Here is a 25311-nt window from a genome sequence, read left to right as displayed (position 1 = left end):
GGATGTTTTGGTTAAGCTTGTTGTTCGCCATCGGATTTGCCTTGATTCACTACTTTTCAGGACAGTTGATTCACGTGCGCGAGACGCCGCGGAGCCGGTTTCTGTCACTCGCCGGCGGAGTCGCCGTCGCGTATGTGTTTCTTCATCTCTTGCCTGAACTGAACGAATATCAACAAGAACTCGAAGGACATCTCGAGAGTGGGCTATTTGCCTCGATCGAGAATCATATCCTCGTCGTCAGCATGCTCGGTCTGGCAGTGTTTTATGGCTTGGAACGGTTGGCCACGCAAATGAAACGGCGTGGCAACGACAGCGTTTTTTGGATTCACATGGCGTTGTTCATCGTCTACAACTTCAGCATCGGCTATGTGCTCGCGGAGAGCGAGTTCGATACGGCATGGGCAATGACACTCTACTTTGTCGCATTAGGGATTCATTTCATCACGGTCGACCAGGGTCTGAGGCATCACCATCAGGAGTCGTACGACAGGCGAGGCCGATTGTGGTTGTCGTTGGCCGTGCTTGCCGGGTGGGGCGTCGGCTCATTTTCAGCGCTCCATGAAGTGACGCTGTCGATGATTGTCGCGTTCTTGGCCGGGGGGATTATTTTGAACGTCATGAAAGAAGAGCTGCCAGAAGAACGAGACAGCAGCTTTCGTGCGTTTGCTGTCGGGCTCATCGGATACGCTTTACTGTTATTGGCCATATGAAAAGGCAACCCTCGCGGTTGCCTTTTTGCTTACAGTGAATTGGTGCTCTGATTGTCTACGTTATCATCGGCCGCAGGTGTGTCCTCATCTTGGTTCGGGCCACCGAATTGACCACCGTGATGAGGGCCATGCCCGCCTCCGTGACGTCCACCGCCAAAGCCGCGCATGTCGCCTAAGTCGTCGTAACTCGTGATGTCAGCAAAACGTTCTTCGTGGTCGGCAAGAATCGCGTCGGCCTCATCTTGCGTCAAGTCACCGGATTCGATGGCTGCCTCAAGTTTCGCTTCATGAGAAGTGATGATCGCCTCGATGAACTGTTCGATGGTGATTCCTGTTTCTTCCGCGAGTTCAGGAAGCGATTGTCCTTCTTCTCGCGCTGCTTCCACTTCGGCTTCGGTCAAACCGAGCGCCTCGAGCAAAGCGGCCTGCCCGGCTGCCCGGTCACCGAACATGCCCCGCTCGCCGCGTTCTCCGCGTTCGCATTGGGTCGTCGTTTCCGTTCCGTCGGTTGTTGTCGTATCGTTCGTGGCGGCATAGACGCCGGTTCCTGAGACGGCAAGTAGGCCGGCCAGGGCGATGGCTAATTTAGATGTTTTCATATTAATCTCCTCCTTTACTACTTCAAGTGTAGGACGTGGACGTTCAAAAGTTGTGAGGGAGTTGCAAGGTTTCTGCAAATTGTCTTTGGGAAATGATGGGTTCGTTTCGCGATGCGATATAATGGGGGTGGAGGCGATAAAGATGAACGTACTCGTAGTCGAAGATGAACCGAAATTAGCGGACGGGTTCGCCCGCTTTTTAACGTACGCGGGGTTTCATGTCAGTGTGGCCGGTACACTCGCCGAGGCGAAACGACAACTCGAGCAACCGTTCGATGCGGTCCTGCTCGACGTTCGTCTGCCGGACGGGGAAGGATGGACGCTCATTCCAAAACTGAAGACGCTCAAGCCACGGCCGGCCATCATCTTGGCGACGGCACGGGGAGAGGCGGATGACCGTGTGTTCGGCCTCGAGCTCGGGGCCGACGATTATTTGGTCAAACCGATCGTGTTAAAGGAACTCGAAATTCGCCTGAAACGTCTCGTCAAACAGACGGACGAGATCTCGTTCGGCGACATGATGGTGGACGCACGATCCCGTACGGTGACCGATCACGGCCAAGCGATTCGGATGACCAATAAAGAATACGAGTTGCTCCTCTTCTTCTTGAAACATAGTGGAGAAGCGCTCGATCGCAACCGCCTACTTGACGAGGTGTGGGATTATACGTTCGCCGGGGACACGCGCACGGTCGACACGCACGTCAAACAGTTGCGTGACAAATTGCCGACGATGAAGCGGTACTTGAAGACGGTGCACCGCGTCGGTTATCGATTGGAGGAAGTCTGATGAGCCGTTTGATGAAGAAATTGCTTTGGACGGCAATCCTTCCCCTCGTCGTCATGGCGGTGCTCACATTTGGTCTGACATCACTCCTGATTGGGCGTTTCGCGGAGACGGAGAGCTATGACCAACTCGAGCGTGAAGCGGACATCGTGTATGAGGCGCTTGTGGATGGACGCGGCATACCGGGTCAACTCGATGTTCTCGTGTTTCAAGACGGGGAGGCGGTCAATCTTGATCGTGGGGGCAGGATGCGTCGACATATGTCGCCAGTCCTCGATCCAGACTTACTTTCCGAACGAGATGAGGTCAGTGTGAACGGGGCGCGGTTATTGACGTTCCTTCGGGAAGAAGGGGATGTACAAATCGTGACGTACGCACCCGTCCCGCTGTCGAATCCGCAGTTTCGTCAAATCTACGTCATTCTCGGGAGCGGGTTCTTGCTCGCGCTCATCGTCGCCGTCGGTGTGACGTATTGGATGGGGCGGCGTTTGACGTCCCCGCTCGTCGAGTTGAAGCAGGCGACCACAGCCATCATGTCGGGCCGGCATGACATCACACTACCGCCTGTCACCGACGACGAGATTGGAGATTTGACGGAAGCGGTCCGTCAGATGAACACGTCGCTTGAAGAGAAAGAGCGACTGCAAAACACGTTCATCTCGGGAATCACGCACGACGTCCGCACCCCGCTCGCCATCGTCCGAAACGAGGCAGAAATGCTTGAACTCGGTGTCGTTAAACAAGAAGACGTGGCCGCGACGGGACGTAGCATGACCGAAGAAGTCGATCGCATCGACCGGCTCGTCACCCAGATGCTCGAATACTCGAAGCTATCGGCAGGCAAGCTGGCGCTCACGATTGAAACTGTTCACATGAATGAATTGATTGAAGCGACGGTCGCGCGGATGGAGGAATGGTTCCGGCACAAGCAAGTGACGGTCACGCTTGAACTTGAGGATGTGACAGTACAGGCGGACCGGTTGGCGATGGAGCGCATCCTGTCGAACTTTCTTCAGAACGCATATCACGCGAGTCCGATTGGCGGTGTGATTACAATCAGGCTCACTGAGCGACGGCTTGAAATCGAGGATAAGGGTCCGGGCATCACAGAATCGATGCGTGCCAACATCTGGGACATGTATGTGAAAGGCGACCGTTCGAACGGGCACGGGCTTGGTCTGGCTATCAATAAGCTGTTACTCGAGGCACAAGGGCTGTCGTACGGGATTGAGTCGAGAGAGGGGGCACTGTTTTGGATCGAATGGGAATAAACTTATTTTTGCGGGGTGTGCGCTTGGAACGGGACCGGATTGAGACACCTGGCTATCCGTTCTCGCTACCGATTTTTGAGGGGTTTGATGAACTGACGCTGACGAAGCCGGTCACGTTCTTGGTCGGCGAGAATGGGAGTGGAAAATCGACGTTGGTCGAAGGGATGGCCATCGCCGCCGGATTCAATCCGGAAGGTGGGGCGACGACGTTCCGTTTTGAGACCGAGGCAACGCATAGCCCGTTGTTCGAGGCGCTCCGTCCGATTCGGGGTGCCTATCGACCGAAGGACGGATTTTTCCTCCGGGCCGAGACGGCATATCAATTGTCGAGTTATGTGGATGAGATTGCACGAACGTCGCCCGACCCGGAACGGTTCTATGCGTCTTACGGCGGTCGATCGCTCCATGAGCAATCGCACGGGGAGGCGTTCTTGTCGCTCATGCTCCATCGTTTCCGGGATGGCGGGCTCTATATATTGGACGAGCCTGAGGCCGCCTTGTCCCCGATGCGGCAGTTGACGATGCTCGCGCGGATGCATGAACTCGTCCAATCGGGCAGTCAATTCATCATCGCGACCCATTCACCAATCCTCATGTCGTATCCTGACGCCGACATACTCCAAGTCGAGACGGGACTCCGGCCGACGACGTTCGACGAACTCGAGCACGTCCGTGTCATGCGTGACTTTCTAGCGGCACCAGAACGGATGCAACGCATCCTGTTCGAGTGAAAACGGTCACGGTGTAAGCGTTTTATTTTTATGTTGACGTCAAGATTTCAAGGGAGTATGCTAGTAGCGAGAAGAAGAAAATCCATTTTGGGATTGTTACTGGTCAAGCAGGCAAAACCTAAATTGATGCCGATCATCCAAATTTGGGCGGACCGGTGTGAATTTAGGTTTTTTTCTTTTCACTCGAACTTGAGCGGAGGTGAATTGATTCCATGCAGATTTCAAAAGTGTTCAACAATAACGTCGTGGCCATTCAAGCGAACGGTCAAGAACAAGTCGTCATGGGACGGGGGATTGCGTTTCAAAAACGTCCGGGTGATGCGATTGATCAAGCGCGGATTGAAAAAGTCTTTACGCTCGAGAGTAAAGAGAGCCACGAACGGTTCGTTCATTTTTTGAATGAGATGCCAGCGGCGGAGATGGATACGGTCAAAGAAATCGTCAAGTTGGCGGAGACGCGGCTTGAGAAGTCGGTCCATGATTCGCTATATGTGACCCTCGCCGACCACATCCATTTCGCCCTCAGTCGGTATCGGGATGGAATCATCATTCGGAACCCGCTCGTTTGGGAAGTGAAACGATTTTACGGACCCGAGTTCACCATCGGGAAAGAAGCGGTCGCCCTCATCAATGAACGGCACGACGTCAAATTAGACGAAGACGAGGCGGTCGCCATCGCGCTCCATCTCGTCAACGCGACGATGTCGGGCGCCAAAGGTGAAAATTTGCATCTCGTCACCGAGATGACACGCGCCACACAAGCAATCCTCACCATCATCACGTACCACTTTCAAATTGATTTGGATGAAGAATCATACGCCTATTCACGATTCTTGACCCACTTGAAGTATTTCGTCCAACGGCTTGCCTCAGGTGAGAAGATTAAGCAGGGGGGCGACGAGACACTGTTCGAGATGGTGAAGCTGCGCTATCCGGATGCTTACGAATGTGTCGAGAAAATCGCGGGTCTAATCGCCACGAAGTACAATTACGAGGTTTCGACCGATGAGCGGTTGTATATGATGATTCATATCGAAAACTTAATGAAAGAACGACGATCCTAAGGATGGTTACTGATGATGCAGGCCAAACCTAAATGACGGCACCTCCCGTGTGCGTTCATTTAGGTTTTTCTTTTTACCCAAATTGAAGGAGTGAACAGTATGAGCCAAACAAAAACGCTCGCCGCGGACATCATTCGTCACGTCGGCGGGAAAGATAACGTCAAAAGCGTGTTCCATTGTGCAACACGGCTACGTTTTAAATTGAAAGATGAACAGAAAGCCAATCCTGAAGCGTTAAAAAATCATGACGGCGTCATCACGGTCGTCCAAAGCGGCGGTCAATTCCAAGTCGTCATCGGCAACAACGTCCCATACGTCTATCAAGACGTGGTCGAGGCGGGTGGATTCCAGACGTCATCGAACGACGATACGGAAAAAACGGGCGTCTTTAACCGTTTGATTGATGTGATTGCGGGGATTTTCACCCCGATTCTCGGTCCGATGGCCGGTAGTGGTCTATTGAAAGGGTTGCTCGCCATTCTCGTCGCCCTCGGCTTACTGACACAAGACATGGGCACATACATCGTCTTGAACGCAGCGGCCGACGCGCTCTTCTACTTCTTACCGGTCATCCTCGGCCATTCGGCAGCGAAGAAGTTTGGCGGCAATCCGTATATTGGGATGATTATCGGGGGTGCGCTCGTCTATCCGGCTATCGTCGCGATACAAGGTGCGGGCGAGTCACTCTCATTCCTCACGGTGCCAGTCGTCTTGATGAGCTACGCGTCCTCGGTCATCCCGATTATCTTGGCGGCGTACGTGTCATCGAAAGTCGAAACGTTCTTCAACAAACACACGCATGAGGCGGTCCGTAACTTCACGACCCCGATGATGGCACTCTTGATTGTCGTCCCGCTCACGTTCCTCGCCATCGGTCCGGTCGCAACATACGCGAGTCAAGGTCTCGCCGGCGGCTACTCGTTCTTATATGAACTCAGTCCAGTCGTCGCCATCGCTTTCATCGGTGCATTTTGGCAAGTGCTCGTCATGTTCGGTCTCCATTGGGGGCTCGTGCCGATTATCATCAACAACTTGGCAGTCGTCGGCATGGACACGATCGTCGTCGGAGTCCTCATGGCGACATTCGGTCAAGTCGGGGCAACGCTCGCCATCACATTGAAGGCGCGTGACCCGAAGACGAAAGGACTTGGTACCTCGTCGACGATCGCTGGTGTGTTCGGTATCACCGAGCCGGCGATTTACGGATTGACGCTCCCGCGTAAAAAACCGTTCGTCTTTGGGATGGTTGGCGGCGCGGCCGGCGGTGTCGTCGGCGGTATGCTCGGGACGGCCGCTTATGCGATGGGTGGTCTCGGCGTGTTCAGTATCCCGGTCATGATTCCGGCAACGGGCCTTGATATGACATTCTATGGTGCGTTGATTGGGATGGCAGTTGCGACGCTCGTCTCGTTCGGACTCACGTTCGCATTCCATAAAGAAGTAGCATCGGAAGAAACGTCGCCGCGTGTCGAATCAGCACCTGTCTTGACTGATCACGTCGGTACACCGGTCTCCTCACCGGTCAAAGGGGAAGTCGTCGCACTTGAGACCGTTCGCGATGAAGTGTTCTCGAGTGGCGCGATGGGGAAAGGAATTGCCATCATGCCGACGGAAGGCGTCGTCTATGCGCCGTTCGACGGGGAAGTCGTCACGGTCTATCAATCGAAGCACGCAATCGGACTCCGGTCGCATAGCGGTGTCGAAGTATTGATTCACGTCGGGCTCGACACGGTCCAGCTCGGAGGCCAACATTTCGAATCGTTCGTCACAGACGGACAACAAGTGACCGAAGGCGACGTGTTGGTGAAATTTGATTTAGAAGCCATTGCTCAAGCCGGTTACGACACGATAACTCCGGTAATTGTCACAAATACAGGGAATTACTTAGATGTCTTGCCGACACATAGCGGCATCGTCGAACCAAACCACGGCGTCTTGCGCGTCTTAGCCTAAAAGGAGGAAATGGATATGAAACAAGTAGCGAAAAACTTTTTATGGGGTGGCGCCACAGCGGCGAACCAATTTGAAGGCGGATATCAAGAAGGCGGCAAAGGACTGTCGATCGCGGATGTGATGCCGGGCGGCAAGGACCGGATGAAAATCATCCATGACCCGACGTTCGATTTCGAGTTACATGACGAGTATACGTACCCGAACCACGAAGGCATTGACTTCTATCATCACTACAAGGAAGACATCGCTCTCTTCAAAGAGATGGGCTTCAAAACATTCCGCATGTCGATCGCTTGGTCGCGCATCTTCCCGAACGGTGACGAACTCGAGCCGAACGAGGAAGGTCTTCAATTCTATGATCGCGTCATCGACGAGCTCGTCGCGCAGGGGATTGAGCCGCTCGTCACCATCTCGCACTATGAGTTGCCGCTCCACTTGGCGACAGCATACGGTGGTTGGCGTGACCGCCGCCTCGTGACATTTTTCGAGCGGTACAGCCGTGTCTTGTTCGAACGTTACCAAGGCAAGGTCAAATATTGGCTCACGTTCAATGAAATCAACGGGGCCCAATTCATGCCGATGCTCAGTCTCGGGATGGCGATCCGTGAAGGGGACGACCAGTTGCAATTGACATATCAAGGGTTGCACCATCAACTCGTGGCAAGTGCGCTCGCGACAAAAGCAGCACGCGAAATCGACCCGTCGATGCAAATCGGCTGCATGCTCATCGCGGCGCCGGTCTATCCGTACAGCTCGAACCCGGAAGACATTTGGTACGCGCATGACGCCGAGCGCATGATGAACTTCTTCTGCGGCGACGTTCACGTTCGCGGTGAATATCCGTCGTTCGCGAAACGATTCTTCCGTGAGAACGGGATTGAACTCGTGATGGAAGATGGCGATCTCGAGACGCTAAAAGCACACACGGTCGACTTCTTCTCACTCAGCTACTATATGTCGCGTACCGAGAAAGCGGAGAAGACAGAAGACGAAGCAGCAGGGAACATCATGAGCGGTGTGAAAAACCCTTACTTGAAAGCAAGCGACTGGGGCTGGGAAATCGATCCGATGGGACTTCGCGTCATTTTGAACAAACTGTATGAGCGTTATGAATTGCCGCTCTTCATCGTCGAGAACGGTCTCGGGGCTTATGATAAGGTCGAAGCGGACGGTTCGGTCCATGACGATTATCGGATTGAGTACTTGCGTGACCATTTGAAAGCGATGGTGGAGGCGATTGAAGACGGTGTCGACGTCATCGGTTATACGAGCTGGGGCTGTATCGACCTTGTCAGCGCATCGACCGGGGAGTACAGCAAACGTTACGGTTTCATCTACGTCGATAAGCACGACGATGGGTCAGGGACACTCGAGCGTTCACGGAAAGACTCGTTCTTCTGGTATCAAGACGTCATCCAGACGAACGGGGCGAGCTTGTTCGAGGACGAGACGGTGAAATAAGAAAAGAGCGGCCGCGGCCGCTCTTTTCTTATGCTTTCGTGATTTTTCGCAAAACGATGATGGCGAGACTGACGCCGCCGGCAATCAACATATACGTGAGAATCTCCGTCCAGGCTGCCATCAGACGTCATCTTCCGCGAAGACGGCCAAGTCTCCTTGAGGCATGGCGACGAGTAAAAAGTGTTCGCCTCCGAGCGGGCGGGCGTCCCCGGCCTGCCAACTCTCGTACTGCTCATGATAACCGTTCACGAACAGGACCGATCCGGATTCAAATGTGAGTTCAAGGTTGGGGTTGTCTTCTGTTAAACGGACGGAGCGGACGCGTTCACGTCGCAGTCCGACGAGGTGATGGAGTTGTTCGTCTTCGTTGAACGACGGACCCGATGAGTGGACGTACCAAGGTCCTTCGATTGAGAGCCAAGACTCGTTGCCGTCTCGTTTAAAGTAAAGTAGGTGATGGTTTGGGCCGGAACCGAAGTCGATTCCGACGAAGGAAGACGCGTTAAATAGATGTTGTAAAATCCGTGTAGCTTCTAGATGTTCGGTACGGGTCACGCTTCCACCTCGCTTAAATAGGTTAGTTAATTCCATCATTCCACGTTACTCCACTAAAGTAAACGAAAGGATTATGTGAAATCACTCATACGAGAGGTAGATAAAGACGTTCGACATCTTATGGAAAATACTTCAAGGAAGTTAAAAGTTTGGTCAGTGATTGGGCGAATTCGGTCCCGCCTTCAAGGATTCGATTTATAATCAAATGTATAGATGAATCGATGAAACGAGGGGTAACCATGGTTTATGGCTTATTGATTGGCGGCACTGTCCTAATCACCATCGTCCTCAACATCCTCCGGTTGATGACGACCCCCGCCCTGAATCGCTGGCTGCTCGCCGGGACGAGCAGTCTCGTCGTGATTTGGCACGGGGTGTTGTTCGACTTTTATGATTTGCATTGGTCCGTGCTGTTGTTGATTATGACGGGACTCGTCTGTTTTCACTGGAAAGGCATGACAGTTGCAATTATGGTCAGCTGGCTTTTAGTATACAGTCAATCCGGGATACTATCCTTTCCACTGTTGCTCAGTTATGTCTTCTTTGGATTAGGCGCGGCGTTGCTCTTCGGCTACGTCAAACAGTTGAAGCGTGAGCGATCGGGACGGTTACGGATGTTGACGGCAAGTTCTCGTCAATTGAACGTGTTTCGGGAAGTCAGTTTTACAATGCAAGACACGCTTGATCCGGACCGATTGTTGCAAACGATTTTGACATCGGTGACGGCGGGGCACGGGCTCGGGTTTAACCGTTCAATCATCTTTTTTGCGGATTTGGAAAAAGATAGCATTTACGGAGTGATGGGAACAGGACCGATGAATCCAGAAGACGGCTTTCAAATTTGGGAAGAAATTACGCGCCAACATTATGACCTCCAAGGACTGATTGATGAGAAGGAGACGGACTCGACGCACGATGAACAGTTGAACGAACGAATTCAGAAGATGACGATCCCGTTTCATGGCAACCACCTGTTCAAACAGACGCTCGATTCAGGACGACCGCTCCATGTCTACGCGAGCATCGCCGATGACCCGGTGCTGCGGATGCTACATACCGATTTACAAATGGATGAGTGTACGATTTTCCCACTTCACCATCAAGGAATCCCTTACGGACTCCTCGTCATCGATAACGTCGTCAACAAAAAGCCGATCACCCCTCAAAAGATTGATAGTGTCCGTCCGATTGCGGAACAAGCCTCGCTCGCGCTCCATCAAACGATGCTGTATCAACGTATCGAGACATTGGCGCTTCGTGACGGCTTGACGCGTCTTAAAAACCATCGCTCGTTCGAACAAGATTTGGACGTCTTGTTCCGGGAGTGCGAAACGGACGAGCTGTCACTGATTGTCATGGATATCGATCATTTCAAGCACTTCAACGACACGAATGGGCACTTGGCTGGAAACGAGTTGTTGACGCGACTCGCGAGTGTCATTCGACGAAGCGTGCCGGATGAACAGATGGCGTATCGGTTCGGTGGCGAAGAGTTCGTCGTGCTATTGCCGCAGTATGACGAGGTCGAGGCGGCACAGGTGGCGGAAACGATCCGCAGCGCCGTGCTCGGAACGAACTTTATGAACGGAGAGCGACAACCGGGTGGGCAATTGACGCTCAGCTTCGGCGTCGCTTCAAAGCATACCCTTCATGAACAGTCCCTCGAACAGTTGATTGAGTGTGCCGATCAAGCCCTCTATGCAGCCAAATCAAAAGGGAAAAACCAAGTCTGTCGTTGGGAAGGGGTAACGTTATGACCGAATTCAGTGTCATGATTATGACCGTCGCCTTTATCGGTTCGATTTTATTGACGAGTCAGCCGTGTTATCGTTTCGTGACAGGCAACCTGGCGCGACGCCACGCTATGGCACTCGGTGTCTCATTGAAAGATGTCTCATTCTCGTTCGATCAAATGGTATATTTCATCGCGTTGCCGACGACGATTCCGGAAGTCCGGGATGCGGCGAAAGCAGAACTGGTCGTCGAACCGTATTATGAATCTTATTTCTTTCCAGAAGTGAACGGCGTGCAAGTCTCTGTGAAATCGGGATCCGCCGTGACTCCTATCGCCTATTTGCCGATTGACGACTTCAGCCTTCCTGTGTTGGATCGATACTTAGAGGCCGGAAAGATTAATGAACGCGTCAACCGGACGATTCGGGAGCATATGATTGTCCATGACCGTACGCTCGAAGCGATTCGAGACGAGGTATATCATCACCTCCATGAAGATCGCCTGGCACAATAAAAGGGTTTCCATCACAGACTCGTGGTGGAAACCCTTTTTTCACTGCGCTAACATGTGAAACCGTGCGGCCCCGATCAAGTTGGCCTCGTTGAAGTGGGCACACGTCTCGAGATCGATGTGGAACGTCCCGAACGCATCACAGAGCGCATCCAAGTGTCGTTTGATGCCGTCTCGGACTTCCGGACGGCGACTGATACCACCACCGATTAAAATCCGCTCCGGGTCGAGTCCGAATTGAAGATTGTACATGCCGATTGCGTTCCAGCGATAGAAGCGCTCTAATTCCGTTTGGATGACCGGATTGGTTTGAAGCGCGAACACGTCTTTTCCGGTAAGTGGACGACCGAGCTGTTCGCTGCAACGCTTGACGAGGACGGCCGTCGAACCGATGGCGCTCCATGTTCCATCTGGATGCGGCAAGTTCGGGTCCAAAATCCAGTACCCGTACTCACCGCCGTGGAAGTGTGACCCGACCATGAGGACGTCCGAGTCGACGAAGGCACCACCGATGCCTGTACCGATGACCACGGTCGCATAACGTTTCACGGATGCGGCCGCACCGTTCCATCCTTCTGCAAGTGCTGCCGCATTGGCATCGTTCAAGACGGTGACCGGTAAGTCGTAACGGTCTTCGAACGCCTGTAGAAACGGACGATTGTGGATATACGGCAATGCGCTGATGCCATGAATCACACCGGTCGTCGAGTCGACGGAGCCGGGCGCACTGAAGGCGATTCCGTCGAGCGGGGACTCAACCGTCGCTTCGTTAAAAATCACATCGACTTGATCAAGCAAGCCGTCCCACGTCGCTGGAGTTGGGACGTGTTTGTTCGACAGGAGGTTGCCGTCGGCTTGGACGACTCCGTATTTGATACTCGTACCACCGATATCGATGGCTAAATAATGTTGCATGTCTTGTTTCCACTCCTTATGGCAAGAACGCGGCCCCGATGACGCCAGCGTCGCCATGCAATTGCTGCAGGACGAGGGGGGTCGCTCCTCTCAAATGAGGGTATACTCGCATCGCGACCGCGTCTTGTAACTGATTCCAGTATAACGGAGCCGAAGCCGTCACGCCTCCTCCAAGAATGATGACGTCAGGATCGACCGTGTGGATGATATTGGCGAGACCGGTCGCTAAATCCTCGACGAACGTGCTGCATTCGATTTCGTCTGTCAAAAGCGTCATCGAATCAGTCATTCCTTTAGTGCGGGCACGTTCGTGAAGTGCCGTTCCACTCGCATGCGTTTCAAGCGCTCCGACGTTCAGCGTCGGATGTGCTGGTCCGTCCGTACGAATGATCATATTGCCGACTTCTCCGGCGCTACCATGAGCCCCGCTAATCAAATTTTGCTTATAGACGAAACCGCCGCCAATACCTGTGCTGACCGTGACGTAAAAGACGGAGTCGACATGACGACCAGCCCCAAATTTCGCTTCGGCGAGCGCTGCCGCATTGGCATCATTCTCTAACGTGACAGGTAGGCCGAGCAGAGTGCATAGCGGCTCCACGATTGTCTGATGGTGCCAGTTCGGGAGGTTCGGCGGGGTCAAGAACGCACCTCGTTTTAAGTCGAGCGGACCCGGTGCCGCGATGCCGACGTGCGTGATGTCATATTCGAGTTGGAATCGTTCGACGGCAAGCTTGATTTGGTTCAACAAGGTGTCGAGCGCAAGGTGCGGCTGTGTCTTCAATTTATATTGTTTCTCGAGACGCCCTTCTGTCGACACGACGGCGATTCGTGTGTTTGTGCCGCCCAAATCGATGCCGATGCGGGCTTTTTGTTTCGTTGGAGAGGATACACCGGTGACGAGGCACGTGGCCGTTCCGTCTAACTGAAATGACTGACCCGCTGGCAAAAGCAACGTCGCACCGATCTCGAAGGCCGAACCGTCAATCTCAAGTGTCCCTTCGACGACCGAGAGCAAACGGAACGTGTCCGTCGAGACGGATTCTTCGCGTTCGATCGTCCATTTTTCGACGAAGAAATACGGATTGCGCGTCAACTGCGTTCGGAAATGATCCAGTGACAGGGCAGGTTCCACATAGTCGAGATGGGGTGCGAAGGAGGCAAGGGTACCTTGATTGACGTGGAGATCACGTGTGCGGCCCGTCGTCGGTTCAGTGCGTCCGTAATCATAGAGACGGTACGTCGTATCCGAACTTTGTTGAATCTCGAGAACAGATACGTCTTTCGTCAAAGCGTGGACAGTCCCGGCCGGCACGTATAAAAAATCGCCGCGGCTGACAGGTTTTCGAATTAAACCGGACATGACATCACCAGCCTCGAGCGCCTGTTGTAACGTCTCTTTCGACTCGAACGTATGCCCGTAGATGATTTCTCCCCCTTCTGGCGCGTCGAGGATGTACCAGCATTCATTCTTTCCATACGGTTGACCCTCGAGCGACTGCGCGAGCTCGTCATCAGGATGCACTTGAATCGATAAATCATCGTTCGGGTCAATCCACTTGATCAATAACGGAAATACAGGTGAGTTAATGCCGAACAGTTCTGGATGCGTGGCATAAAGGTCGTCTAGCGTTGTCCCAATATGCGATCCGGCAGACACGACGGAACTGCCTTGCGGCAACGCCGAGGCGGTCCATGCTTCGCCGATCGAGACTTCATCAAAACAAAAACCAAAACGCTTTAAGCGGTCGCCTCCCCAAAGACGATATTGATAATGCGGCTGTAACGGGATGATTTTCATCGTCAATTCCCTCACTCTCATTTATTATCGTATACACTTTTAAATTTAAAAACTAAACAAACTTTAAATCAAGTATAGACATGAAATTAATCATGTGTATAATAAAAGTTGTAAACGATTTCAAAAAAGGAGTGATCGAACATGAAGAAGGTATTACTTGCTTGTAGTTCAGGAATGTCGACGAGCCTGCTCGTCACGAAAATGCAACAGCACGCGGCGTCAATCGGGGACGAAGCGAAAATTTGGGCAGTCGGTCAAGACCAGGTTGGTAAGGAGATGGAAGAAGCGGACGTCATCCTCATCGGACCGCAAATGCGCTTTTTGCTCGATAAATTGAAAGCGCAAACATCGAAGCCGGTCGAAGTCATCGACATGATGGCCTACGGAACGGCGAATGGGAAAGCAGCGTATGAGCAAGCAATCAAATTGATGGGGTGAGGTCATGGAAGGAACGGAAGAGTTAACGTTAGAACAGATGGCGTTCATGATGATTTTGCATAGCGGGAACGCTCGGAGCACGATTCAAGAAGCAATCCAAACGTATAAGAACGGTTCCTACGAAGCGTTTGAAGCGCAGCTAGCGACAGCACGTGAACAGTTAAAAGAAGCGCATCAGACGCACTTTAGCCAAATTCAAAAAGAGGCGAACGGGGAGAAGACGGACATGTCACTGTTGCTCCTTCACGCCGAAGACCATCTCATGTCGACTCAGACGATGCTAGATTTGACGGCAGGTCTGATTGAGATGATGGAGCAAAAGATTGTAAATCCTAATCAAGAAGGGTGAATCCTATGTCACAGGACAACAAAATGTTCTTATTGATCAGCAAGTTGCTCATGCCGATGGCGACTTACTTGAACAACAGTCGGTATTTGCAAGTCTTACGGGATGCGTTCATGCTCGCGTTCCCGATTACCATGTTCGGTTCAATCGTCGTCGTTATTGCCAACTTGCCGTTCTTAGACAAGTTCATGTCGGAAGGGACGCTGAATGCGTTCAAATCGTCACTCGGTAACGCCCCATCGGCCACGATGGGAATCATGTCAATCTTCGTCGTTTTCGGTATTGGCTATTATCTTTCGAAAAGTTACAACGTCGAAGCCGTCTTCGGTGGGGCGATTTCGCTCGTATCGTTCCTCTTGTTGACACCGTTCCTCATTGAAGTCGAAGGAATGACAGAAGCGGTCGGTAACGTCCTCCCGCTCGATCGTCTTGGCGCCAAAGGAATGTTCCTCGCCATGATTACAGGTTTCCTCTCAGGTGAGATTTATCGATTCGTCGTTCAAAAGAACTGGACGATCAAAATGCCGGATGGCGTACCGCCGGCGGTTGCGAAGTCGTTCTCGGCGCTCGTTCCGGCCTTGTTGACGCTCACGGTCTTCTTGCTCCTCAACATCGGTGTGACGAGCTTGTTCAATACGAACTTACATGACGTCATCTTCAACGTCGTGCAACAGCCGCTCGTTAAATTGGGTAACGGTCTCGTCCCAACGTTGATCGCCATCTTCTTCGTCCAATTGTTCTGGTTCTTCGGGTTGCACGGACAAGTCATCGTCAACTCGGTCATGGATCCGATTTGGAATACGTTGTCGCTTGAAAACTTGAACGCGTACACGGCGACCGGAGATGTGCCGAACATCATCAGTAAACAGTTCGTCGAAATCTATACGGTCGGCCTTGGTGGCTCCGGCTCGACGCTTGCCGTCATCGTAGCGATTTTGTTGTTCTTGAAATCGAAGCAGTTGAAACAAATCGGGAAACTGTCACTCGGACCAGGGATTTTTAACGTCAACGAACCGGTCATTTTCGGTCTGCCGATCGTCATGAACCCGCTCATCATGATTCCGTGGATTGTCGCCCCACTCATCACGGTCACAGTCACTTACTTTGCAATGTCGACAGGGCTCGTCCCGCCGCCGACAGGGGTCGCGGTACCTTGGACCGTCCCGATGTTCATCAGTGGGATGATGGCGACGAACTCACTTGCCGGCGGATTGCTACAACTCGTCAACTTCTTGATCATCTTGGCGGTCTGGTTCCCATTCCTTAAATTTATTGACCGTTTGAACTTGAAGAAAGAACAGGAAGAAGCCGCTAACCATAAAGACGAAGCGGTATGAATGAGAAATAGAGAATAAGGGAGAGAAAGTTTATGACGAACCCGACAGAAACGAAAACATCAGCAGCAGTGACGTATCAATTCCCGACCGATTTTTGGTGGGGGACGGCCTCTTCGGCGACGCAAATGGAAGGTGCGGCGTTTGAGGGAGGCAAAGGCTTAAATATTTGGGATTATTGGTATATGCAACAGCCGAACCGATTCTTCAATGGCGTCAGCGCGACGGAGGCGTCTAACTTCTATCATTTGTACGAGCAAGACATCGCACTCATGAAGGAGCTCGGACATAACACGTTCCGTTTCTCAATCTCGTGGTCACGTCTATTCCCAGAAGGCGTCGGTGAGGTGAATGAAGAGGCGATCACGTTCTATAACAATGTGATTAATTGCCTCATCGATCATGACATCGAGCCGTTCATCAACTTGTATCACTTCGACATGCCGATGACGCTTCAAGACCGAGGCGGCTGGGAGTCACGTGACGTCGTCGACGCTTACGTACAGTTCGCGAAGACTTGTTTCGAACTTTTCGGAGACCGTGTGACGACATGGTTCACCCATAACGAACCGATCGTACCGGTCGAAGGCGGCTATTTGTACGATTTCCACTATCCGAACGTCGTCGATTTCAAGCGTGCCGTTCAAGTCGCTTACCATTCGATCATATCGAGCGCGCTCGCCATTCAGGCGTACCGGGAGCGGGAACAGGCCGGTCAAATCGGAATTATCCTGAATTTGACGCCGTCGTATCCGCGCAGCCAACATCCGGCCGATCTGAAGGCGTCACGCTTGGCCGACGCGATCTTCAACCGCTCGTTCTTGGACCCGTCCGTGCTCGGGACGTTCCCTGAAGAACTCGTCGACGTGTTACAGGAACAAGGCGCGATGCCGGAGATGCAACCTGGAGACTTGGATCTCATTCGGGCGAATACGATCGACCTCCTTGGCATCAACTACTATCAACCGCGTCGGGTCAAGGCAAAGGCGTCGCTACCGAATCCTGATGCGCCGTTCCTACCCGAGAATTTGTTCGACTTCTATGAGATGCCGGGTCGCAAGATGAACCCGTATCGTGGTTGGGAAATTTATGAGCAGGGCGTCTATGACATCTTGATCAACTTGAAAGACAACTACGGTAACATCCCGTGTTTCATTTCTGAGAACGGGATGGGCGTTGAAGGAGAAGAACGTTACCGTGACACCGACGGCAGCGTCCAAGACGACTACCGGATCGATTTCATTCGCGAGCATTTGAAATGGACGCATCGGGCGCTCGAAGAAGGTGCGAACGTGAAAGGGTACCATTTATGGACGTTCATGGACAACTGGTCATGGAGCAACGCCTATAAGAACCGCTATGGGTTCGTCGGTGTCGACTTGGCGACCCAAGAGCGGACCGTTAAAAAGTCTGGTCACTGGTTCAAACAAGTGATTACCAATCATGGATTTATAGAATAATAGGAAAAGCTGACAAGGACCTACTCTTTGTCAGCTTTTTTTGATATATTATTTGTATATGTCTATACATGAGGTGGAATATGTCTACAAAGAAAAAACCAAAATATGAATCGATTGCGGATGAGATTCGGCATCGGATCAATGAACAGGCTTATGAACTCGAAACACCGCTTCCGGATGAGATTCAATTAGCGGAAGAGTTTGGTGTCAGCCGCATGACAATGAAGCGCGCTCTCGAGATTCTCGTGATGGAAGGCTTGATTTATCGGAAGCGTGGCAAAGGGACGTTCATCTTGCCGGCCAGTTTCCAAAAAGAACGCATCAACATCATCAGTAAAGAGACGAGAGGATTGACGCAAGTCATCGGCGACCGCAGTTTGCGCAGTGAAGTGCTCGATTTTGAAGTGAAGTTCCCGACCCAGGAAGTCGCCGACCATTTGATGATTGAGCTGACGGAACCGGTCTATGAGATTCGTCGTGTCCGCTATGTGGACGAAGAGCCGTACGTCATCGAATTGACGTACATGGTCGCCAATCTAATTACAGGACTGTCGCGTAAAATTTTGGAGAAGTCGGTCTATAGCTACATCCAACAGGAGCTCGGCTACACGATCACGAGCTCACACAAGATGATTCGGGCCGATAAGCCTGACGAATATGATCAACGTTACTTGAAGAATGACATTACCGACCCAATCATCGAGGTCGAACAAGTCGTTTACTTGAGTAACGGGAAACCGTTCGAATACTCATTCGCTCGGCACCGCTATGACAAGTTCGTCTTCTCTTCGGTCAATATCGTTCGATGACGTCGCCTGAAAAGGCGACTTTTTGCGAAGGAGGTTCTCATGAACGTTCACATTGAACAAGCCGGGTATGAACACGGTGAGTCGGTCATTGAGGACATCGAATTTGAGGTCCGGCCGGGCGAAATCGTCGGGATGATTGGGTCGAACGGGGCCGGGAAGAGCACGACGCTCGCCTGTCTCACCGGAACGATCCCGTGGATGCGTGGAACGGTGCAAATCGACCGCTACGCCTACATCCCGGAGCAACCGGTGTACTATGACTATTTGACGCTCGAGGAACATATCGCTCTCGTGTTGGAATTGACGGACGTTGATAATCGTGAGCGGACGGAAGAACTGATCCGGTTGTTTCGGTTCGAGACGGTCCGCCACGACTATATCGCCTCGTTCTCAAAAGGGATGAAGCAAAAAGCGATGATTCTCTTGGCGCTCATCCAAGAAGCGAAGTTTCTCCTTGTCGACGAACCGTTCGTCGGACTCGATGCGACGACGACGATCCAGCTGCTTCGTTTACTTGAAGCGGAACGCCGTCAAGGCACCGGGGTGCTTCTCGTCACCCACGTCCTCGACACGGCAGAGCGGTTATGCGACCGCTTCGTCTGGATCGATGACGGACGCATGCTCGCAAGTGGGACGAAAGATGAATTGCGTCTCAGCCTGCAAACCGAAGGCGAGTCGCTGTTCGATATGATGGAAGATGTGGTTATGCGATGAATGAACATCAGCTGTTTGCTAGACGTGTCCGCACCCATGTGACCAAGCAGTGGAGGACGTGGCGGCTCATCTTGGATTGGACAGTCGTTCTGTACGGCGTCATTCCGTTCGCCATCTTTCTCGGGTATCAATACCGATTGCTTTGGCAAGGCGAAATCGAGTGGGTGATTCAGGTGCCGATGTTCGTTTGGGCGCTTGGAATTGGAATCGTCCTCCTTAGAAATCCGTTTTTCGTCTGGGTCGAACGGGCGGACGTGACGCTGGTGGCCAAACGTTCTTTGATTCATAAATTGAAGCACGGTTCGTTGCTCTATCACACCCTCAAACTCGGTGCAATGTTCCTCTTTGTTTTGTCGGCGTTCATGCCCGTGCTTTGGCTTGACGGTTGGTCCGTTGTCTCCATATCCGCATTTGGGATCAGCCTCCTGTTTTTGACCGGGCTTCATACGTGGATCCGTTATCAATTGACGGTCCGGCGCAGCCATTGGATGTTACGAGTTACGGTCACGTGTGTGACGTTCGTTTGTATGTATGCGCTCCTCATCGACTCACCTTTATGGTCGGCCGTACTCGGCAGCGGCCTCGTTGCATTTGCGATGTATGTCGGAGAAGGGTGGCTGTCACGCCACCCATATCTTAGCCAAGAACTCAAACGTAGTGAGGCGTTGCGTACCGCCTTTGACCGGGCATTATTATCCACGTCGGGCGCCATCGAGAAGCCGAGCCGGCGCAAGCGTCCGCTCTATCGACCGAGACCGAATCGGTTTGGGACCGCCCGGCGCACGACGGCCATCTTACTTTATATACGGACGCCGCGTCATCGGAACTTATGGCTGCGTCTCATCCCGCTTGCCGTCACGGGGATGCTCCTCGTACCGAGTTGGTTCAAGTTGCTCATCCCGCTCTACGTCGGCTATGTGATGTGGCAAGAACGACAGGCGTTCAAACAAGAGATGGAGCGGCATCCGTTTTTCCGTGCCATCCAAGAAAGGACACATTCATGACTGAACAAGACTATGAACGATTGCTCCAAATCGAGACGGCGAAACCGCAACAAGGGTTCCCGGCCTCGGCCGAATACCACCGCTATGAACCGACTCCTTATGAGGCGCTCGACTTGTTGCGTGACGCCTATCCGCTCGCGGCCACGGACACGGTCGTCGACTTCGGCTCGGGGAAAGGGCGCCTCCCGTTTTATCTCGCCTATACGTTCCGAGTTCGGGCCATTGGCATCGAAATGGATGGCGGCTTCCACGAAGCGGCACTTGAGAATTGGATGAACTACGCCAAGAAACACCGGACGCGTGGCAGTGTCCAGCTCGTCCGCGGCTACGCCGAACAGTTTGAGGTGCCGGCTGAGGCGAACCGCTTTTATTTCTTCAACCCGTTCTCGGTGAACGTGTTCCGGCAGGTCGTTGCGAACATCATCGAGTCGGTCGAGCGCGCACAGCGTCCGGTCGACCTCATCCTCTATTATCCGGCCGATGAGTACTTACATTTTTTGAATGACGAGACGCCTTTCCGCTACGTACAGGACGTTCGCTTGCCGTTAAAGAATCTCCATGAGCGCTTTCTTATTTATCGTTTTGATATGATGGAGTCATCTTGGTAAATGGGGAGTGGATCATCGTGAAGAAAGAAGATATTTTAGATGCGTATCGTTGGCGTCAAGCGACGAAAGAGTTCGACGCGGACCGCAAAATCGATGAGGACGATTTCGAATTCATCTTGGAGACAGGCCGCCTGTCACCAAGTTCGTTCGGTTTCGAGCCTTGGCAGTTCGTCGTCGTTCGTCGCGAAGACTTGCTCCAAAAGATTAAAGACCATGCTTGGGGAGCGCAAGGACAGGCGTTGACGGCAAGCCATTTCGTGTTGATTTTGGCACGGACGCCTGAAGCGATGCGGCATGACTCGGACTATATCCGTCATATCGTCACGGACGTCCAAGGACGGACGGAAGACGAATACGCCCTTCGGGTAAAACGTGTCCGTGAGTTCCAAGAACAAGATTATCGACTGTTGGACGACGAGCGTGTGTTCCAAGAATGGATTAAACGCCAAACGTATATCCCGCTCGGCAACATGATGACGGCCGCTGCCCAAATCGGCGTCGACTCATGCCCGATCGAAGGGTTCAATCAAGCGGAAATTGACGAATTATTGATTTCAGAAGGCGTCATGGAACGAGGCGCCTGGTCGCTCTCGGTCATGGTCGCGTTCGGACATCGGGCCCGTGACTTCGCCCCGAAGACACGCCGTGACTTCAATGAGGTCGTCAAATACATCGGATGAAAAAAAGCTCAAGCGCCGAGGCGCTTGAGCTTTTGCTTATTTCCACTCGGTGATGCGGTCGATTGGGAAGCGGACCGATTGGTAACCGTCTTCCGCGGCTTTTCCGATTGAGAGGAGCATGACCGGAAGATAGCGCTCTTTCTCGAGGCCGAACGCTTCCGCGATGTTCGCTTTGTCGTAGCCACCGATCGGGTTCGTGTCGTAGCCGTGGGCGCGGGCGACGAGCATGAGCTGCATCGCGACGAGACCTGAGTCGAGCAAGATGCTGTCTTTGATCGATTCTTTCGGCGCATCTTTGAAGATGCCTGTAATCATGTCGACTTGGCGGTCACGGACGTCTGGAGGCATGAGGCCACGTTCAACGGCCGTATCGAAAATCTCTTCTGTGTAATCGGCCATTTGATAATCGGCGAAGATGGCGATGACGGCAGATGACGTCTCGACTTGGCGTTTGTTGAAGCTTGCGAGCGGGAGGAGCGTGTCTTTCCCTTCCGCGCTATCGATGACGACGAAGCGCCATGGTTGCAGGTTAAGTGAAGACGGAGCCGTCGTCGCTTCCTCCAAGATTTGTGTCATCTCTTCTTTCGAGATTTTGACGTTCTCATCATATACGCGAATCGAGCGGCGTCCTTTGACGATCTCCATAAAGTCTTTTTGTGTAGTCGTGTTCATATAAGGGTCTTCCTTTCATGTTGAATGTTGGTTTGTAACGTATTTAAAAGTTCGAGTAACTGTCGTTGCTCCTCTACCTTCATGTTTACAAAAAGACGGTCCGATAAGCACTTCTTTTGCTCGGTCCAATGTGCAATCCGCTCCCGACCGACATCGGTCAAATCGACAAAGATGACCCGATTGTCTTGGAGGCAGCGTTCGCGCGTGATCAAGCCCTGTGTCTCGAGCTGTTTCAAATGACGCGTGATGGCGGCATGATCGACGCCGACCCGTTGTTGCAGTTCACGCTGACGCAAAGGGCCGACGTGATGCAAGTTGCTCAAAATATCGAAGCGGGTCGAGCTGAGCCCGTCCATTTCCGTATCGAACAGTTGGGCCAGTTCTTTTTGTACGGTGATGACGTGGTAGAGAATCTCATCGCTGAGCGAACAGGCGTCGCGCATCGGGTATCCTCCTTCAAAAAACTAATTGATGAATCAATCATTGATAGGTCACACAATGTATACTAATCGGTTTTAAAATAGATCGCAAATAAAAAGTTTCAAAAAAACTGTTGTCAAACTGTTATATAATAGTCTATATTAAAGTCAACTGATATATAACAATTGAATGGAAGGATGTGACGGCTTGGAACATTACAAACAAGTAGGTACTTATCACGTACATGAAACGTTGCTCGACTTCATCTCGGCTCGTATATTGCCTGACGAAGAGGCACACCGACAATTTTGGCCTGGGGTCGGGCGCCTACTCGATGAGTTCATTCCTCGGAATGAGTCACTGCTTCACGAACGTGAGTCGTATGAGCGACTATTACAGGAATGGTACAGCGAGCACAAGCAAGCCTTCGACCTGGAAGACTATGAGCGTTTCCTTCGGTCCATCGATTACATCGAAGCGACCGTCCCTGATTTCAGCATCGACGTTTCAGGTGTCGATTCAGAGGTTAGTAGGCAAGCCGGACCACAGCTCGTCGTTCCGCTCGACAACGCGCGCTATGCGTTGAACGCGGCGAACGCCCGCTGGGGAAGCCTGTATGACGCCTTGTACGGAACGGACGTCATCGACGAAGAGGACGGGAAAACGAAGTCGAGTGGTTATAATCCAGTCCGAGGTGAAGCGGTCATCGCCTACGCCAAACAGTTTCTCGACGATACATTTCCGCTCCGGGAGGGCTCGCACGAAGAAGCGAACGGCTATCTCGTGTCAGAGGGCAGGCCATACGCCATCATCGAAGGGAACCGCATCGCGTTTCAAGACGATTGTCTCGTCGGCTATGTCGGGGAAACGAGTGATCCGAATAAGCTCTTGCTCGTCCATAACGGGATTCACGCCGAGTTGCAGTTTGACCGGGACCACCCAATCGGACGGGTCGATCGAGCAGGGCTCATTGACATCGAACTCGAGTCCGCCTTGTCTGCCATCGTCGACTGTGAAGACTCGGTTGCCGCTGTTCGGGCGGAAGACAAGGTCCACCTTTACGCGAACTGGCTAGGCCTGATGGACGGGACGCTCGAAGCAACATTCACGAAAGGAGGTCGGCCGCTCACTCGGAAGTTGAACCCTGACCGGAAGTATGTCGGGAAAGACGGGCGTGAAGTCACGCTTCCGGGCCGATCGCTCCTCTTTATTAGAAACGTCGGGCATTTGATGACGACAGACTTGATGCTCGACGCGGAAGGGCGTGAAGTACCGGAAGGGATCTTGGACGGGATTTTCACTGCGCTCATCGCGAGCCGCCATCTTGATGCCAGACGAAATTCCCGCGAACGCTCCATCTATATCGTCAAACCGAAGATGCATGGATCTAAGGAAGTCGCGTTCACGAACGACTTGTTCGATGCGATTGAAGATGTACTCGAGTTACCGCGTCACACGCTCAAAGTCGGCGTGATGGACGAGGAGCGACGCACGTCGCTTAATTTAAAGAACTGTATCGAGCAAGTGAAGGAACGCATCGTCTTCATCAATACCGGATTCCTCGACCGGACGGGCGATGAGATTCACTCCTCGCTCACGCTCGGACCGATGCGCAAGAAAGGCGAGATGAAAACATCGGAGTGGCTCGATGCTTATGAACGTCTGAATGTCCAGATCGGGCTTGACGCAGGATTCCATCAACGCGGGCAAATCGGGAAAGGGATGTGGGCGATGCCCGATCGGATGCGCGACATGATGCGTGAAAAAAGCAATCATGTCCGGTCCGGGGCGACGACGGCCTGGGTCCCATCACCGACGGCGGCCACGCTTCATGCACTCCATTACCATCAAGTCGATGCGTTTGACGTTCAGCGTGAGTTGGCGAATCGTTCGTTTGATCCAGCAACTGAGCGAGGGCGTCTGCTCGAGGTACCACTCGCCACGCGTCTCTATACAGATGAGGAAGTGAACGAGGAACTCGAGAACAACCTGCAAGGGTTGCTCGGTTACGTCGTCCGTTGGGTCGAGCAAGGTGTCGGTTGCTCCAAAGTGCCAGATATTCATCATGTCGGGTTGATGGAAGACCGAGCAACGCTTCGTATTTCGAGTCAACATGTCGCCAACTGGCTATACCATGGAATCTGTAGCCGTGAACAAGTCGAAGCGACGCTTTACCGGATGGCCGAGGTCGTCGACGCGCAAAACGCGGAAGATCCGCACTATCGTCCGATGACGCCAGATGTAGACTGCTCCATCGCCTATCAAGCGGCGAAAGAGTTAGTGTTCGAAGGCGATGCATCACCAAATGGATATACGGAACCAATCCTGCACCGGCGCCGCCGACAGTTTTTACAACAAGTGACATTAGAACCGAATTTAAAAGGAGGAGCATCATCATGACAACGAAAAAAATCGAAAGCGAACAGTTGATTGAACGTTGGGTCGTCCGTCGGATCGTCTCGGGGGAATCGACAGCGGCGCTCGCTAACACGGCGTTCGTCTATGGGAACGATTTGATGCGCCTCGTGCTCGACCGGGCCGACGGGTCGCTCCAAATCATGAGAGAGCCGGTCGAAGAGGTCGTCATATTCCGTAAACCAGAAGATCGTGACGAAGAAAACGTCTGTCGTTGCTGCGGCATGGAGCACTCGTCATTCAAAGCGGCGCTCGAATGCTGTGCATACTTGGATTAAGCTCGCATTATCTGTTATATAACAAACGGTAAATATATAAG

General features: G+C 52.5%; 26 protein-coding genes. 20 read left to right on the top strand and 6 right to left on the bottom strand.

The window, feature by feature from the left end:
• Positions 1-2: 2 nt before the first annotated feature.
• Complete coding sequence (locus ACZ2GZ_RS14815) at positions 3-710, top strand: membrane protein (protein ID WP_029596346.1); 708 nt, start codon at positions 3-5, stop codon at positions 708-710.
• Positions 711-739: 29 nt separating this feature from the next.
• Here the strand turns inward: ACZ2GZ_RS14815 and ACZ2GZ_RS14810 are convergent, their stop codons facing one another.
• The gene (locus ACZ2GZ_RS14810; RefSeq protein ID WP_214827782.1) at positions 740-1309 is read right to left on the bottom strand and encodes a hypothetical protein; all 570 of its coding nucleotides are present in this window, start codon (positions 1307-1309) and stop codon (positions 740-742) included.
• Between the two features lie 142 nt (positions 1310-1451).
• Between ACZ2GZ_RS14810 and ACZ2GZ_RS14805 the strand changes: the two genes are divergently transcribed.
• The 6 genes from ACZ2GZ_RS14805 (at position 1452) to ACZ2GZ_RS14780 (ending at position 8576) form a co-directional block, all read left to right on the top strand.
• A complete protein-coding gene (locus tag ACZ2GZ_RS14805) occupies positions 1452-2099 on the top strand; it encodes a response regulator transcription factor (RefSeq protein WP_214827779.1) in 648 nt (215 codons plus the stop codon).
• Positions 2099-3367, top strand: a complete 1269-nt coding sequence (locus tag ACZ2GZ_RS14800) for a HAMP domain-containing sensor histidine kinase (RefSeq protein ID WP_029596343.1) — start codon at positions 2099-2101, stop codon at positions 3365-3367. Before ACZ2GZ_RS14805 ends, ACZ2GZ_RS14800 begins: the two co-directional genes overlap by 1 nt.
• Positions 3358-4098 (top strand): AAA family ATPase, encoded by a 741-nt coding sequence (locus tag ACZ2GZ_RS14795; RefSeq protein ID WP_029596342.1) that lies wholly within the window; start codon positions 3358-3360, stop codon positions 4096-4098. The genes ACZ2GZ_RS14800 and ACZ2GZ_RS14795 overlap by 10 nt, the downstream gene beginning before the upstream one ends.
• 212 nt (positions 4099-4310) lie before the next feature.
• The gene (licT, locus tag ACZ2GZ_RS14790) at positions 4311-5162 is read left to right on the top strand and encodes a BglG family transcription antiterminator LicT (protein WP_021067990.1); all 852 of its coding nucleotides are present in this window, start codon (positions 4311-4313) and stop codon (positions 5160-5162) included.
• Positions 5163-5261: 99 nt separating this feature from the next.
• A complete protein-coding gene (locus ACZ2GZ_RS14785) occupies positions 5262-7115 on the top strand; it encodes a beta-glucoside-specific PTS transporter subunit IIABC (RefSeq protein WP_021067991.1) in 1854 nt (617 codons plus the stop codon).
• Between the two features lie 9 nt (positions 7116-7124).
• A complete protein-coding gene (locus tag ACZ2GZ_RS14780) occupies positions 7125-8576 on the top strand; it encodes a glycoside hydrolase family 1 protein (protein WP_031200425.1) in 1452 nt (483 codons plus the stop codon).
• Positions 8577-8696: 120 nt separating this feature from the next.
• On the opposite strand, the gene ACZ2GZ_RS14775 is transcribed toward ACZ2GZ_RS14780, so the two are convergent.
• Entirely contained in the window at positions 8697-9170 is a 474-nt protein-coding gene (locus ACZ2GZ_RS14775) for a DUF6188 family protein (protein WP_125318031.1), read from the bottom strand.
• Between the two features lie 200 nt (positions 9171-9370).
• On the opposite strand from ACZ2GZ_RS14775, the gene ACZ2GZ_RS14770 reads away from it, so the two are divergent.
• Both ACZ2GZ_RS14770 and ACZ2GZ_RS14765 read left to right on the top strand, forming a co-directional pair.
• Positions 9371-10888: a sensor domain-containing diguanylate cyclase gene (locus ACZ2GZ_RS14770; protein ID WP_408584500.1), complete on the top strand. Its 1518-nt coding sequence runs from the start codon at positions 9371-9373 to the stop codon at positions 10886-10888.
• On the top strand, positions 10885-11379 hold the full coding sequence (locus tag ACZ2GZ_RS14765) for a hypothetical protein (protein ID WP_408584499.1): 495 nt from the start codon (positions 10885-10887) through the stop codon (positions 11377-11379). Before ACZ2GZ_RS14770 ends, ACZ2GZ_RS14765 begins: the two co-directional genes overlap by 4 nt.
• A 39-nt stretch (positions 11380-11418) precedes the next feature.
• Here ACZ2GZ_RS14765 and ACZ2GZ_RS14760 read toward each other — a convergent pair whose 3' ends face one another.
• Positions 11419-12291 (bottom strand): ROK family protein, encoded by an 873-nt coding sequence (locus ACZ2GZ_RS14760; protein WP_408584498.1) that lies wholly within the window; start codon positions 12289-12291, stop codon positions 11419-11421.
• A gap of 16 nt (positions 12292-12307) precedes the next feature.
• Positions 12308-14092 carry a type I phosphomannose isomerase catalytic subunit gene (locus ACZ2GZ_RS14755; RefSeq protein ID WP_058765346.1) on the bottom strand — a complete coding sequence of 595 codons (1785 nt, stop codon included), beginning with the start codon at positions 14090-14092 and terminating at the stop codon, positions 12308-12310.
• A gap of 141 nt (positions 14093-14233) precedes the next feature.
• On the opposite strand from ACZ2GZ_RS14755, the gene ACZ2GZ_RS14750 reads away from it, so the two are divergent.
• The 9 genes from ACZ2GZ_RS14750 (at position 14234) to ACZ2GZ_RS14710 (ending at position 21485) form a co-directional block, all read left to right on the top strand.
• Positions 14234-14530 (top strand): PTS sugar transporter subunit IIB, encoded by a 297-nt coding sequence (locus ACZ2GZ_RS14750; RefSeq protein ID WP_021067999.1) that lies wholly within the window; start codon positions 14234-14236, stop codon positions 14528-14530.
• Positions 14531-14534: 4 nt separating this feature from the next.
• On the top strand, positions 14535-14879 hold the full coding sequence (locus tag ACZ2GZ_RS14745) for a PTS sugar transporter subunit IIA (protein WP_058765348.1): 345 nt from the start codon (positions 14535-14537) through the stop codon (positions 14877-14879).
• A gap of 23 nt (positions 14880-14902) precedes the next feature.
• Positions 14903-16213: a PTS cellobiose transporter subunit IIC gene (gene celB, locus ACZ2GZ_RS14740; RefSeq protein ID WP_058765536.1), complete on the top strand. Its 1311-nt coding sequence runs from the start codon at positions 14903-14905 to the stop codon at positions 16211-16213.
• Between the two features lie 32 nt (positions 16214-16245).
• Positions 16246-17670 (top strand): glycoside hydrolase family 1 protein, encoded by a 1425-nt coding sequence (locus tag ACZ2GZ_RS14735; protein ID WP_058765350.1) that lies wholly within the window; start codon positions 16246-16248, stop codon positions 17668-17670.
• An 80-nt stretch (positions 17671-17750) separates the two neighbouring features.
• A complete protein-coding gene (locus ACZ2GZ_RS14730) occupies positions 17751-18479 on the top strand; it encodes a GntR family transcriptional regulator (protein WP_021068003.1) in 729 nt (242 codons plus the stop codon).
• 39 nt (positions 18480-18518) lie between these two features.
• Positions 18519-19193, top strand: a complete 675-nt coding sequence (locus ACZ2GZ_RS14725) for an ABC transporter ATP-binding protein (RefSeq protein ID WP_408584497.1) — start codon at positions 18519-18521, stop codon at positions 19191-19193.
• Positions 19190-20197 (top strand): ABC transporter permease, encoded by a 1008-nt coding sequence (locus ACZ2GZ_RS14720; RefSeq protein ID WP_408584496.1) that lies wholly within the window; start codon positions 19190-19192, stop codon positions 20195-20197. The genes ACZ2GZ_RS14725 and ACZ2GZ_RS14720 overlap by 4 nt, the downstream gene beginning before the upstream one ends.
• A complete protein-coding gene (locus ACZ2GZ_RS14715; protein ID WP_029596332.1) occupies positions 20194-20805 on the top strand; it encodes a class I SAM-dependent methyltransferase in 612 nt (203 codons plus the stop codon). Before ACZ2GZ_RS14720 ends, ACZ2GZ_RS14715 begins: the two co-directional genes overlap by 4 nt.
• 17 nt (positions 20806-20822) lie before the next feature.
• Positions 20823-21485 carry an NAD(P)H-dependent oxidoreductase gene (locus ACZ2GZ_RS14710; RefSeq protein ID WP_408584495.1) on the top strand — a complete coding sequence of 221 codons (663 nt, stop codon included), beginning with the start codon at positions 20823-20825 and terminating at the stop codon, positions 21483-21485.
• A gap of 36 nt (positions 21486-21521) precedes the next feature.
• Here the strand turns inward: ACZ2GZ_RS14710 and ACZ2GZ_RS14705 are convergent, their stop codons facing one another.
• A complete protein-coding gene (locus ACZ2GZ_RS14705) occupies positions 21522-22157 on the bottom strand; it encodes a nitroreductase family protein (protein WP_214762552.1) in 636 nt (211 codons plus the stop codon).
• Positions 22154-22600: a MarR family winged helix-turn-helix transcriptional regulator gene (locus ACZ2GZ_RS14700; protein ID WP_029596329.1), complete on the bottom strand. Its 447-nt coding sequence runs from the start codon at positions 22598-22600 to the stop codon at positions 22154-22156. Before ACZ2GZ_RS14700 ends, ACZ2GZ_RS14705 begins: the two co-directional genes overlap by 4 nt.
• Positions 22601-22784: 184 nt before the next feature.
• Between ACZ2GZ_RS14700 and ACZ2GZ_RS14695 the strand changes: the two genes are divergently transcribed.
• Both ACZ2GZ_RS14695 and ACZ2GZ_RS14690 read left to right on the top strand, forming a co-directional pair.
• Positions 22785-24977: a malate synthase G gene (locus ACZ2GZ_RS14695; protein WP_029596328.1), complete on the top strand. Its 2193-nt coding sequence runs from the start codon at positions 22785-22787 to the stop codon at positions 24975-24977.
• The gene (locus ACZ2GZ_RS14690) at positions 24974-25270 is read left to right on the top strand and encodes a hypothetical protein (protein WP_029596327.1); all 297 of its coding nucleotides are present in this window, start codon (positions 24974-24976) and stop codon (positions 25268-25270) included. The genes ACZ2GZ_RS14695 and ACZ2GZ_RS14690 overlap by 4 nt, the downstream gene beginning before the upstream one ends.
• Positions 25271-25311 lie beyond the last annotated feature (41 nt).

The organism is Exiguobacterium sp. KKT215 (assembly GCF_055635335.1).
The sequence above is the reverse complement of the archived record's forward strand: the minus strand, read 5'-3'. Positions and strand labels throughout refer to the sequence as shown.

Coding starts and splice junctions, on each gene's coding strand:
- ACZ2GZ_RS14815 (WP_029596346.1), top strand. CDS start 3: ATGTTTTGGTTAAGCTTGTTGTTCGCCATCGGATTTGCCTTGATTCAC.
- ACZ2GZ_RS14810 (WP_214827782.1), bottom strand. CDS start 1,309: ATGAAAACATCTAAATTAGCCATCGCCCTGGCCGGCCTACTTGCCGTC.
- ACZ2GZ_RS14805 (WP_214827779.1), top strand. CDS start 1,452: ATGAACGTACTCGTAGTCGAAGATGAACCGAAATTAGCGGACGGGTTC.
- ACZ2GZ_RS14800 (WP_029596343.1), top strand. CDS start 2,099: ATGAGCCGTTTGATGAAGAAATTGCTTTGGACGGCAATCCTTCCCCTC.
- ACZ2GZ_RS14795 (WP_029596342.1), top strand. CDS start 3,358: ATGGGAATAAACTTATTTTTGCGGGGTGTGCGCTTGGAACGGGACCGG.
- licT (WP_021067990.1), top strand. CDS start 4,311: ATGCAGATTTCAAAAGTGTTCAACAATAACGTCGTGGCCATTCAAGCG.
- ACZ2GZ_RS14785 (WP_021067991.1), top strand. CDS start 5,262: ATGAGCCAAACAAAAACGCTCGCCGCGGACATCATTCGTCACGTCGGC.
- ACZ2GZ_RS14780 (WP_031200425.1), top strand. CDS start 7,125: ATGGATATGAAACAAGTAGCGAAAAACTTTTTATGGGGTGGCGCCACA.
- ACZ2GZ_RS14775 (WP_125318031.1), bottom strand. CDS start 9,170: ATGATGGAATTAACTAACCTATTTAAGCGAGGTGGAAGCGTGACCCGT.
- ACZ2GZ_RS14770 (WP_408584500.1), top strand. CDS start 9,371: ATGGTTTATGGCTTATTGATTGGCGGCACTGTCCTAATCACCATCGTC.
- ACZ2GZ_RS14765 (WP_408584499.1), top strand. CDS start 10,885: ATGACCGAATTCAGTGTCATGATTATGACCGTCGCCTTTATCGGTTCG.
- ACZ2GZ_RS14760 (WP_408584498.1), bottom strand. CDS start 12,291: ATGCAACATTATTTAGCCATCGATATCGGTGGTACGAGTATCAAATAC.
- ACZ2GZ_RS14755 (WP_058765346.1), bottom strand. CDS start 14,092: ATGAAAATCATCCCGTTACAGCCGCATTATCAATATCGTCTTTGGGGA.
- ACZ2GZ_RS14750 (WP_021067999.1), top strand. CDS start 14,234: ATGAAGAAGGTATTACTTGCTTGTAGTTCAGGAATGTCGACGAGCCTG.
- ACZ2GZ_RS14745 (WP_058765348.1), top strand. CDS start 14,535: ATGGAAGGAACGGAAGAGTTAACGTTAGAACAGATGGCGTTCATGATG.
- celB (WP_058765536.1), top strand. CDS start 14,903: ATGTTCTTATTGATCAGCAAGTTGCTCATGCCGATGGCGACTTACTTG.
- ACZ2GZ_RS14735 (WP_058765350.1), top strand. CDS start 16,246: ATGACGAACCCGACAGAAACGAAAACATCAGCAGCAGTGACGTATCAA.
- ACZ2GZ_RS14730 (WP_021068003.1), top strand. CDS start 17,751: ATGTCTACAAAGAAAAAACCAAAATATGAATCGATTGCGGATGAGATT.
- ACZ2GZ_RS14725 (WP_408584497.1), top strand. CDS start 18,519: ATGAACGTTCACATTGAACAAGCCGGGTATGAACACGGTGAGTCGGTC.
- ACZ2GZ_RS14720 (WP_408584496.1), top strand. CDS start 19,190: ATGAATGAACATCAGCTGTTTGCTAGACGTGTCCGCACCCATGTGACC.
- ACZ2GZ_RS14715 (WP_029596332.1), top strand. CDS start 20,194: ATGACTGAACAAGACTATGAACGATTGCTCCAAATCGAGACGGCGAAA.
- ACZ2GZ_RS14705 (WP_214762552.1), bottom strand. CDS start 22,157: ATGAACACGACTACACAAAAAGACTTTATGGAGATCGTCAAAGGACGC.
- ACZ2GZ_RS14700 (WP_029596329.1), bottom strand. CDS start 22,600: ATGCGCGACGCCTGTTCGCTCAGCGATGAGATTCTCTACCACGTCATC.
- ACZ2GZ_RS14690 (WP_029596327.1), top strand. CDS start 24,974: ATGACAACGAAAAAAATCGAAAGCGAACAGTTGATTGAACGTTGGGTC.